Here is a 10,243-nt window from a genome sequence, read left to right as displayed (position 1 = left end):
CCCGCCACCGTCTCCGCGACGACTGCTGCGTTGGCGCGTTTGCACGCCGGCGCCGAGGCCCTGTGGCAGACTGCCAGCCCGGCGTGGCCGGGCCTGTCGATAGAGGTGGTGCCCACCATCGACTCCACCAATGCCGAGCTGATGCGCCGCGCGCGCGTGGGCGATCTCGCAGCTGGCCCGGTGGTGCTGGCCGCCCTGGCGCAAAGCGCTGGCCGCGGGCGCCTGGGGCGAAGCTGGGTGACGCTGCCCGGCGCGTCGCTGGCCTTTTCGGTCGGCATGCGGCTGACCCCGGTCGACTGGTCGGGCCTGTCGCTGGCAATCGGGCTGGCCGTGGCCGAGGCGCTGGACCCGGATGTGCAGCTCAAATGGCCCAACGACCTGTGCTGGGACGGTCGCAAGCTCGGCGGCATCCTAATCGAGACAGCCAGCACCGCCGCGACCGAGCCGGGGCGCCACTGCGTCATCGGTGTCGGCGTCAACCTGGCCACCCCGACCCTGCCCCCGGATGCTGCGCCCAATGCGCTGCCCCCGATTGGGCTCGATGCTCTCGCACACGCGCGCGGACAGACGCCATGGGATTTGGGGCACGCACTGGCGGCGCTGGGCGCAGCCGTGCTGCGGGCCGCGCACGCCTTCGAGCGCGAGGGATTTGGAGCGCTGGCTGCGCGCTATGCGGCGCGGGATGCGCTGCGCGGCCGCGCCGTGCGCCTGAGCGACGGCACCGAAGGCACGGCCGAGGGCGTGGATCTGGATGGTGCGCTGCGCTTGCGTACGGCCGCGGGGCTGCTGCGCGTGCAACAAGGGGAAGTGAGCGTGCGACCATGCTGAGGGTGCTGGTGATTGTGCTGCTGGTGGCCAACGGCGCGCTGTGGGCCTGGCAGCGTGGTTGGCTCGGCCTGACGGATGCCCCCCGCGCGGCCGACGCTGCGCGCGAGCCACAGCGGCTGGCACAGCAGGTGGCGCCAGAGCGGCTGCGCCTGCTCAACGCCCCCGGCGGGGCTGCGATCCATTCGGCCGCTCTGACCGAGTCGACGCCTGCCGGCATCGCACAAGCCGCCCCGAGCACGGACAGCGCCGCCCCGGACCCTCTGCCCGATCGTCCCGCCCCCCCTGCGCCGGTGGAGCCGCGCCGCTGCTGGCAACTGGCCGCGCTGACACCGGCCCAGGCCGATGCCGTGCGGCGCAGCGCCGATGGCGAGGCGGGGCTGCGCGGACGCCGCACCGAGACGGCCGCCGTCTTGCCAGAGCGTTGGATCGTGTATCTGGGCAAGTTCCCGAGTGCGGACGCGCTGCAGCGACGCCGGGCCGAATTGCGCCAAGCCGGCATCGACCAGCGCGAGGTCAACACGCCGGCCTTGACGCCCGGGCTGGCGCTGGGCACCTATTCGAGCGAGGCAGCGGCCCGCAACGCGCTGCAAGACCTGGTGCGTCAGGGCGTGCGCGACGCGCGCGTGGTGCAGGAGCGACCCGAAACCCGCACGATCACCCTGCGCTGGCCCGATCTGACCGAGGCCGAGCACGGCCGCCTGCAGGCCGCGCTCGATGGGATGGGGCGGGCCTTGCAGGCCTGCCCCTGATGGCGCTGCGCGGCTGCCCAGACCAGAGCACAGCGGTTCTTGGTTCTTGGCTCTTGCGCGGGCTGCGGCTGGTCTGGGTGAGGCATGGGCGGCCCGGTGGAATCTATTGGCCCGTGCTGATCTGCCAAGGCGCCGGCGGGGAGCCATCCACCGGCCAGACGGCATCGTCGGCGATCGCGCAGCGCAGCCAAGTGGCGGCAGCCCGCACGGTATAGCCACCAGTGAAGGCACCGAAAGCCGGCAGCCACAAGGCCGATGGGGTGAGCACAAAGCATGGCAGCCGCAGGCGCTCGCGCGCGGCACCCCGCAGCACGCATACCGGGTGCACATGCCCGCACAGGATGGGCCCTGGCGGGGCCGCTTCGTCCCCGGCCAGCGGCGCGTGGCGGCAATGCCACGGCCCCAGGGACCAGGGTTCATCCACGACGGTGACACCCAGGTCGGACGGCGGATCGCCCGCATGGTCATCGTGGTTGCCGCGCACCAGCACCCACGCCAGATCGGGGTGACGGTTGCGCCAGTGGCGCAGGGCCTGCAGCACGGCGGGCGTGCGGGCGGCGCGGGCATGCAGCAGATCCCCCAGCACCACCAAGCGGCGCGCGCCGTAGCGCTGCACCAGTGCGCCCAACCGCTGCAGATTGTCCCCGGTGGTACCGCTGGGGACGGCCAGCCCGGCGCTGCGGAATGCGGCGGCTTTGCCCAGATGGACGTCGGCCACGAACAACGTGGCCCCGGACGGCCACCAGACGGCCCGCTGCGGCAGCAGCCACAGGGCCGCCTCGGGCCCATGGCGCGGCACCTGCAGCACGACCGGCGCGGGGGCCGAGAACGCCCCCCTCATGCGGCCGCTCCCCGCGCCGCGGCGCGACGCCGGCGGGACACCGGAGCATCCGCCGCCCGTTCGAGCTGCGCGACCAACCGCTGCAGACGTGCACTCAATGTCTCGCTGGAGACACGCTCGCGCAGACGCTCCACGAGCAGCGGAAAAGCCAGCGGTGTGGGGCGGCGCAGCGCCTGCACCTGCCACGTCTGGCCGGCCATACGCCGCAAGGTGGCGTACAAACGCTGGATCTCCAGCTCCTGCGCCAGCACCTCGGCGCGCGCCTGGTGCAACAGGCGGTTGGCCGGATCGTGGCGGGCCAACACGTCCCAAAACAGCGCCGCCGACGCCTGCAACTGCCGCGGGCTGCGGCGCTCGCCCGGTTGGGCCTGCACGACCAGGCCTGCCACGCGCGCGATCTCGCGAAAACGCCGCTGGGCCAACTCCGTCGCGTTCAGACTGGCCAGCAGCTCGGCAGTCAGCGTATCGAGATCGGGCGGCTGCAGCCAGCGCGGCAGCTCGGCTGCCCAATCCACGGGCTGGACGCTCAGCAGCGTCAACCCATAGTCGTTGACCGCCATCGAAAAGGTGCGCGGCTGCGCCTGCGCGGCCCGCCATGCCAGCCAACCGGCCAACCCCAGGTGCACGTCGCGCCCCGCAAAGGGATACAGAAACAAATGGCAGCCTTCCCGGTCGTGCAGCACCTCGATCAGCAAGCGCTCGGGGGTGGGCAGACAAGACCAGCGCGCCTGCAGCGCCAGCAGCGGATGCAACGCTGCCAGCTCTGGCCCGTCCAGCTCGCCCCGGGCGGCGGCGGCCAAGCGCGCCAGCACGGCATCGGCCAGCGCAGTGGACAGGGACATGCGTCCACCCTGCCAGCGCGGCACCCGGGGCTGCTGGCCGCGTGCGTCGCGCACCCAAACGGTCAAATCGCGCAGGCGCACCAGCTCCAGTGTGCGGCCGGCGAACAAAAACCGGTCACCCGGGCGCAGGCGGGCGGCAAAGCCCTCCTCCACCAACCCCAGGCGCGCGCCTTGCAAGAATCGCACCTCCAGTTGCGCATCGGCCACGATGGTGCCGATGTTGAGGCGATGGCGGCGCGCCTGCCGGCCATCGGGCACGCGCCAGACGCCCGCCTCGTCGGGCTGGACGCGGCGGTATTCGGGATAGGCCTGCAGCGACGGCCCGCCGTGACGCACGAAGTCCAGGCACCAGCGCCAGTCCTCGTCCGACAAGCCGGCATAGGCATGGGTGGTGCGCACCTGGGCCAGCAGCGACTCCGGTCGAAAGCCGCCACCCAACGCCACCGTGACCAGGTGCTGCACCAGCACATCCAGCGGCGCCTGCAAGGGATGGCGCGGCTCGATGCAGCCAGCCTGTACTGCATCGCGTGCGGCCGCGGCCTCGATCAACTCCAGCGCATGCGTGGGCACCAGCGTCACGCGCGAGGGCTGCCCCGGGCCGTGACCGCTGCGGCCAGCCCGCTGCAGCAGCCGTGCCACCCCCTTGGGCGAACCTATCTGCAGCACCCGCTCCACGGGCGCGAAGTCCACCCCCAGATCCAGGCTGGAGGTGCAAACCACGGCGCGCAGCGTCCCGTCCTTGAGTCCCTGCTCCACCCAGCGCCGCACCTGCGGATCGAGGGAGCCGTGGTGCAGCGCGATCTGGCCGGCCCAATCAGGGCGCACGGCCAGCAGGGCTTGGTACCACCATTCGGCCTGGGAGCGGGTATTGGTGAACAGCAGCGCGCTGCGGCAGGCGTCGATCTCGGCCGCGACGGCCGGCACCATGCCCTGGCCCAGGTGCCCCGCCCACGGAAAGCGCTCCATTCGGGGCGGCAACAGCGTGTCGATGACCAGCGGTTTGGGCTGGCCAGCCCGCACCAGGACTGCCCCGGGCGCATGGACGGGACCGAGCAGTGCGGCCGCCGCCTCTTCCAGATTGGCCAGCGTGGCCGACATGCCCCAAATTTGCAGTGCGGGCTGCCAGCCGCGCAGGCGCGCCAGCGCCAATTGCACCTGGACCCCGCGCTTGCTGGACAGCAGCTCGTGCCACTCGTCTACCACCACGGCCGCCACGCCGGCCAACAGGGCTGGTGCATCGGCGCGGGCGATCAGCAGGCTCAGGCTCTCTGGGGTGGTGACGAGGCCCTGCGGCCAGCGCCGCTGTTGGGCCGCCCGTTCGGCGTCGGGCGTGTCCCCCGTGCGCACGCCCAGCCGCCAACCCGGGGCAAGGCTGGCCAGTGGCGCCTGCAAGGCCACAGCCGTGTCACTGGCCAGCGCGCGCAGCGGCGTGATCCACAGCAGCCGCGGCCCGACCGTCGCAGAAAATGCCGGGGCATGCCGCTGCAGCAGCCCCAGCCAGACGGCATAGGTCTTGCCGGCGCCCGTGCTGGCATGCACCAGACCGCTGCGCCCTGCCTCGATGGCGGCCCAGGTTTCGCGCTGGAAGGCCAGGGGCGTCCAGCCCTGCGCTCGCATCCAGCCCTCGGCAGACGCAAAAGGAGAACCCCCGGCGGCCTGGGCCGATCGGCGACGGGTCATGGCGTGCCCCCAGGGCCGGCAGCCTCCAGCCAGGCCAGCAGCGTGGGCAGACAGTCGGCCTCCTCCACCCGTTTGTCGGTGCGCCAGCGCAGCATGCGCGGAAACCGCACCGCCACGCCGCTCTTGTGGCGGGGGCTGCGTGACATCCCCTCGAAGCCCAGTTCGAACACCAGCGTCGGCTCCACCGCCCGCACGGGCCCAAAGCTCTCGCGTGTGGTGCGTCGGATGATGGCGTCCACCCGCGCCATTTCGGCGTCGCTCAGGCCGGAATAGGCTTTGGCAAAGGGCACGAGTTGCCGCTGCGGGTGGCCAGGGGCATGGCTCCAGACCGCAAAGGTATAGTCGGAATACAACCCCGCGCGACGTCCGTGGCCTTTTTGGGCATAGACCAGCACCGCATCCACAGTCCAGGGATCCGCCTTCCATTTCCACCAGGTGCCAACGGCTCGCGTGCGACCGATACCATACTGGCCATCGCGCTGTTTGAGCATCAAACCCTCGGCCCCCCGTTCGCGCGCCGCACGGCGCTGGACGGACAGGGCAGCCCAATCGGTATCGCTGTCCACAGGCAAAGCAGGGCTGAGGCGCAACGCCGGATCGCCCTGCGCCTCCACCAGCGCCTGCAAGCGCGCGCGCCGCCACCACTGGGGTTGGGCACGGCAGTCGCGGCCGTCCGCCTCCAACAGATCGTAGGCAATCAGCGCCACGGGGTACTCCCGCAGCAAGGCAGCACTCAAGCGTTGGCGCCCGATGCGCCGCTGTAACGCAGCAAACGGTCGCACCCCCTCGTCCGTTGCAACGACGATCTCGCCGTCCAGCACCGTACCCGGGGGCAAGCGCTGCCCCAAGGCGGCCAGCTCCGGGTAGCGGTCCGTGACCAGCTCCTCACCCCGGGTCCACAGCGCCACTGCGCACCGACGCACCAGCTGGGCGCGGATGCCGTCCCATTTCCACTCCACGATCCAGTCGGCCGGGTGGCCCAGCAGCGCCTCGAGACTCTCGGGCTCGGCCGGCAGCGGATGCGCCAAAAAGAAGGGGTAAGGCTGCGCATCCGGCACGGGGGCCGCGGCGCCGGTCAGCGCCTGTGCAGGGGACGCCGCGCCCGGGTCGGCCACGGCCCCAGGCGGAGCCAGCAGGGCCTGGTAGTCCTGCGGCCCGGGGCGGGCATCGGCGCGGGTGTAGCCCATCAATCGCTGGGCCACGAGCGCGGGCGGCACGCCGGCCACGGCCGCCAACGCCTGTGTCACCTGCTGGCGCGAAACGCCCACGCGCAGGCCGCCGGTGATGAGTTTGCCGTGCAACAGGCGCTGCTCGGCGGGCAGGCGCGTCCACTGGGCGCACAGGGCGGCGTCGCGCTCGTGCGCCGGCAGCGCACGCAGCGTCAGCACCTCGGCCATCCAGTGCGCCAGTCCATGCTCCTCGGCTTGGGCAGGTGGCGGCAGCAGCAAGGCGATGGTCTCGGCCAGGTCGCCAGCCGCTTGGTAGCACTCATCGAACAGCCACTGCGGCAGGCCAGCCGCGGCGCGCGCCAGCTCGCGCAGCCGGCGCACGGGCACGGTTTGACGCGGCTTGCCGCCCGCCAACAAATACACCGCCCAGGCGGCATCTGCGGGCGGTGCCTCGCGAAAATAGGCTTGCAGCGCCGCCTGCTTGGCCGCGGTGGACGTGGTCGCATCCAGCGCCTGATACAGCGCCGCGAAGGCCTTCATGCCTCATCCCCTTCTGCCGCATCGGCGCCTGCCTCGCCGCTGTACAGGGTGTGCAGCGCATCTGCCTGCCAGCCTTGCTCCGCCAGATACCTCACCAGCGGCGCCACGTGGCCGTGGGTGACCCACACCCGTTGCGCTCCGCTGGCCGCGATCGCCTGCATGAGCCCGGGCCAGTCGGCATGGTCCGACAGCACAAAGCCCCGATCAACACCGCGTCGCCGGCGTGTGCCCCGCAGTTGCATCCAGCCGCTGACCATCGCGTCGGCGTAGGCACCCAGGCGCCGCAGCCACGGCGTGCCCTGCACCGACGGGGGCGCGATCACCAACGCGCGCTGCAGGTCCGTCGCCTTGAGCCCGTCCCCCAGTCGATGGGTGAGGGGCAAGGGCACGCCGGCCGCGCGGTAGGCGTGGTTGATCGTTTCCACCGCGCCGTGCACCACCACGGGCCCGGTGGTCGTGTCCAGACCCGCGAGCAAGCGCTGCGCCTTGCCCAGCGCATAAGCGTACAGAACGCTGGCGCGGCCGGTCGCGGCATTGGCCTGCCACCAGGCCTGAATGTCGGCCAGTACCGCGGCCTGCGGCCGCCAGCGGTACAGCGGCAGGCCAAAGGTCGATTCGGTGACGAAGGTGTGGCAGCGCACCGGCTCGAATGGCGCGCAGGTGGGGTCGGCCTCCACTTTGTAGTCACCCGAGACGACCCACACCTCGCCGCGGTGCTCCAGCCGCACCTGGGCCGAACCCAATATATGCCCCGCAGGGTGCAAGGACACACGCACCCCGCTGCAGTCCACAACCTCGCCGTAGGCAACGGCTTGCAACGCGATGTCGCCCCCCAGCCGTGCGCGCAAGATGCCGGCGGCCTGCGCCTGGGCCAAATAAGCGCCGTGTCCGCGCCGCGCGTGATCGGCATGGGCGTGGGTCAAGACGGCGCGTGCCACCGGCCGCCACGGATCGATGTAAAAATCGCCAGCCGGGCAATACAACCCCTGCGGCCGCACTACCACCAGAGCCTGCCCCTGCACCATGCGCACAGTGTAGCCAGTGGCGTCGAAGCGCGCAGCCGCAGGGCTTGTACGGTCTCTGTTCCGACGCGCTCTGCAATGGCGCTTGCCCATCGGCCGCAGCTGGCACCACGCCGGCAGCATCATCGCCGCATACTGGCAGCCACACCCCGACACCCCCTCCGCTCATGAATGACGACGTCCAACGCATCCAGCAGTGGCTCGACGAGCGCCGCATCACCGAAGTCGAATGCCTGATCCCGGACATGACCGGCCAGGCCCGCGGCAAGATCGTGCCGCGCCACAAGTACGATCCCGCCGTCGGCCTGCGCCTGCCAGAGGCCGTGCTGACCATGACCGTCACCGGCGACTACCCGGAGCAGGACTTCACCCCCGTCGCGGACCCCGACATGCGGCTGGTGCCCGATCCGTCCACGCTGCGCGTCGTCCCCTGGGCCAAGGAGCCCACCGCCCAGATCATCCACGACTGCGTGCATTTCGACGGCACGGCAGCCGAGCTGGCACCGCGCAACGTGCTGCGCCGCATCCTCTCGTTTTACGAGCGCGAGGGCCTGCAGCCCATCGTGGCGCCCGAGATGGAGTTCTACCTGGTCCAGGTCGAGCCTGACGAGGACATCCCCCTCAAGCCCCCCATCGGCCGCACCCGCCGCACCGAGGCCGGGATGCAGAGCTTTTCCATCGATGCCGTCAACGAATACGATGACATTTTCGACGTCATCTACGACTGGTGCGAAGCGCAGGGACTGCAGCTCGACACCCTGATCCACGAAATGGGCACGGCCCAGATGGAAATCAACCTGGACCACGGCGAGCCGTTGGCCCTGGCCGACCAGGTGTTCCTGTTCAAGCGGACCGTGCGCGAGGTGGCGATCCGCCACGGCATGTATGCTACCTTCATGGCCAAGCCCATGCAGGGACAGCCGGGCAGCGCCATGCACATCCACCAAAGCATCATCGACCGCGCCAGCGGGCGCAATGTCTTTAGCCAAGCGGACGGTTCGCCGTCGCCCGCGTTTTTGCACTTCATCGGCGGACTGCAGACCTATCTGCCTGCAGCCATGGCTTTCTTTGCACCTTATATCAACAGCTATCGGCGCTTGTCGCGCTACACCGCCGCGCCCATCAACCTCAGTTGGGGCTACGACAACCGCACCTGCGGCCTGCGCGTGCCGCATTCGCCTCCACAGGCCCGGCGCGTGGAAAACCGCCTGGCCGGCGTGGACGTCAATCCCTATCTGGCCATCGCGGCCAGCCTGGCGTGTGGCTACTTGGGCATGCGCGAGCGGCGGCAGCCCACCGAGCCGTTGTCTGGCAGCGCCTACGAGCATCGGCACCAGTTGCCTCGGCACTTGGATGACGCGATCGATCGCCTGCTGGCCTGCGAGCCGCTGGCCGAGCTGTTTGGCGAGCATTTCCTGCGCACCTACGCCGCCATCAAAGAGGCTGAATACCGCGAATATTTCGATGTCATCAGCCCATGGGAGCGGCGCTTTTTGCTGCTGAGCGTATAAGCCCCACTCTTCAGGCTGCCATTCAGCGGGACCGACCAGCCATGGCGCGGCTGGCGGGGATCGAACCCACGACCCTCGGCTTCGGAGGCCGATACTCTATCCACTGAGCTACAGCCGCAATCCAGTCAAACATTCTATCAGGCCGCCGCACGCGCGGACAGCCGCGGGGAACCCCCTCGGTATAATGGCTGGGTGTGGCAGCCCCCGCATGCATCGCACGGCACCACGGGCAATCGAATCTCCGTTACACGCCTCCAAAGGGACATCATGAGCGAGCACGCGCACGACAATCACACCGGGCCGATCAAGACCGCGAAGCAACTGTGGTGGACGGCCTTCTTCGCATTCGTCGCTCCGGTGCTCCTGATCATCGGGCTGGTGTTTTACGTGAGCCGAGCCGACAAGCCCCAGGCTGGCGTGGTCAACCCCGAACTCGCCACGGCCCAGCGAATCCAAAAGGTTGGCACGGTCGAGCTGCGCGACGCCAACCGTCCGCTGGCCACCGGCGCCGACGTGTACAAAGCGCAGTGCGCCGCCTGTCACGAGGCCGGTCTGGTCGGCGCGCCCAAAATTGGAGACAAGGGGGCCTGGGCCGCGCGCATCGCGCAAGGGTACGACACGCTCGTCAACTCTGCCCTCAAAGGTAAGGGCGCGATGGGTGCCCAAGGCGGCGGCGCGTTCCGAGACATCGAAATTGCCCGCGCCGTGGCCTATCTGGCCAACCAAGGCGGAGCCAATTTCACCGAGCCGGAAGCGCCCGCGGCCGAGTCCAAGTAAAAGCACACCTCAACGCCAATGACGCGCCCGTCATCGCCAGCCTCGCCATGACCCGCGTCCTGGTTCTCAACGGTCCCAACCTCAACCTGCTGGGCACGCGCGAGCCCGGTGTGTACGGGGCCGACACGCTGGCTGATCTGGAGGCCCGCTGCCGTGAACACGGCGCGCGCTTGGGGCTGACCGTCGAGACAGCGCAAAGCAACCACGAGGGGGTATTGATCGACCACCTGCACGCCTGGGGTGCGCTGCATCGCGCAGGTCAGGCCATTGGCGTGGTGTTCAAC

9 protein-coding genes and 1 tRNA gene are annotated in these 10,243 nt (G+C 70.2%); 5 read left to right on the top strand and 5 right to left on the bottom strand.

Annotation, left to right across the window (positions count from 1 at the left end):
• Positions 1-30: 30 nt before the first annotated feature.
• Both P3W97_RS01955 and P3W97_RS01950 read left to right on the top strand, forming a co-directional pair.
• On the top strand, positions 31-828 hold the full coding sequence (locus tag P3W97_RS01955; protein ID WP_367184580.1) for a biotin--[acetyl-CoA-carboxylase] ligase: 798 nt from the start codon (positions 31-33) through the stop codon (positions 826-828).
• Positions 822-1,577 (top strand): SPOR domain-containing protein, encoded by a 756-nt coding sequence (locus P3W97_RS01950; RefSeq protein WP_300843285.1) that lies wholly within the window; start codon positions 822-824, stop codon positions 1,575-1,577. Before P3W97_RS01955 ends, P3W97_RS01950 begins: the two co-directional genes overlap by 7 nt.
• 103 nt (positions 1,578-1,680) lie before the next feature.
• On the opposite strand, the gene pdeM is transcribed toward P3W97_RS01950, so the two are convergent.
• From pdeM to P3W97_RS01930, 4 genes are read right to left on the bottom strand one after another with little or no spacing between them, the layout of a single operon-like run.
• Positions 1,681-2,418, bottom strand: coding sequence for a ligase-associated DNA damage response endonuclease PdeM (gene pdeM, locus P3W97_RS01945; protein WP_300843284.1), 738 nt, complete (start codon positions 2,416-2,418; stop codon positions 1,681-1,683).
• Positions 2,415-4,940, bottom strand: a complete 2,526-nt coding sequence (locus P3W97_RS01940) for a ligase-associated DNA damage response DEXH box helicase (protein ID WP_300843283.1) — start codon at positions 4,938-4,940, stop codon at positions 2,415-2,417. The genes pdeM and P3W97_RS01940 overlap by 4 nt, the downstream gene beginning before the upstream one ends.
• On the bottom strand, positions 4,937-6,649 hold the full coding sequence (locus tag P3W97_RS01935; RefSeq protein ID WP_300843282.1) for an ATP-dependent DNA ligase: 1,713 nt from the start codon (positions 6,647-6,649) through the stop codon (positions 4,937-4,939). Before P3W97_RS01935 ends, P3W97_RS01940 begins: the two co-directional genes overlap by 4 nt.
• Complete coding sequence (locus tag P3W97_RS01930; protein ID WP_300843281.1) at positions 6,646-7,671, bottom strand: ligase-associated DNA damage response exonuclease; 1,026 nt, start codon at positions 7,669-7,671, stop codon at positions 6,646-6,648. The genes P3W97_RS01935 and P3W97_RS01930 overlap by 4 nt, the downstream gene beginning before the upstream one ends.
• Before the next feature lie 167 nt (positions 7,672-7,838).
• Here P3W97_RS01930 and P3W97_RS01925 point away from each other — a divergent pair, with 167 nt between their 5' ends.
• Positions 7,839-9,182 carry a glutamine synthetase family protein gene (locus tag P3W97_RS01925; protein WP_300843280.1) on the top strand — a complete coding sequence of 448 codons (1,344 nt, stop codon included), beginning with the start codon at positions 7,839-7,841 and terminating at the stop codon, positions 9,180-9,182.
• Between the two features lie 42 nt (positions 9,183-9,224).
• Here the strand turns inward: P3W97_RS01925 and P3W97_RS01920 are convergent.
• Positions 9,225-9,300: transfer RNA gene (locus tag P3W97_RS01920), tRNA-Arg, on the bottom strand.
• 149 nt (positions 9,301-9,449) lie between these two features.
• Between P3W97_RS01920 and P3W97_RS01915 the strand changes: the two genes are divergently transcribed.
• Together P3W97_RS01915 and P3W97_RS01910 are read left to right on the top strand one after the other, a co-directional pair.
• The gene (locus P3W97_RS01915; RefSeq protein ID WP_300843279.1) at positions 9,450-9,959 is read left to right on the top strand and encodes a c-type cytochrome; all 510 of its coding nucleotides are present in this window, start codon (positions 9,450-9,452) and stop codon (positions 9,957-9,959) included.
• Positions 9,960-10,006: 47 nt separating this feature from the next.
• Positions 10,007-10,243 (top strand): type II 3-dehydroquinate dehydratase (locus P3W97_RS01910; protein ID WP_300843278.1); only part of this gene is annotated, 237 nt, incomplete at its 3' end.

Origin of the sequence: Tepidimonas sp. (assembly GCF_029335975.1) — a bacterium.
GTDB lineage: Bacteria > Pseudomonadota > Gammaproteobacteria > Burkholderiales > Burkholderiaceae_C > Tepidimonas.
The sequence above is the reverse complement of the archived record's forward strand: the minus strand, read 5'-3'. Positions and strand labels throughout refer to the sequence as shown.

What these genes read in the sequence shown, in the direction of transcription:
- P3W97_RS01935 (WP_300843282.1), bottom strand. Translation starts at nt 6,649, where the DNA reads ATGAAGGCCTTCGCGGCGCTGTATCAGGCGCTGGATGCGACCACGTCC.
- pdeM (WP_300843284.1), bottom strand. Translation starts at nt 2,418, where the DNA reads ATGAGGGGGGCGTTCTCGGCCCCCGCGCCGGTCGTGCTGCAGGTGCCG.
- P3W97_RS01915 (WP_300843279.1), top strand. Translation starts at nt 9,450, where the DNA reads ATGAGCGAGCACGCGCACGACAATCACACCGGGCCGATCAAGACCGCG.
- P3W97_RS01925 (WP_300843280.1), top strand. Translation starts at nt 7,839, where the DNA reads ATGAATGACGACGTCCAACGCATCCAGCAGTGGCTCGACGAGCGCCGC.
- P3W97_RS01950 (WP_300843285.1), top strand. Translation starts at nt 822, where the DNA reads ATGCTGAGGGTGCTGGTGATTGTGCTGCTGGTGGCCAACGGCGCGCTG.
- P3W97_RS01940 (WP_300843283.1), bottom strand. Translation starts at nt 4,940, where the DNA reads ATGACCCGTCGCCGATCGGCCCAGGCCGCCGGGGGTTCTCCTTTTGCG.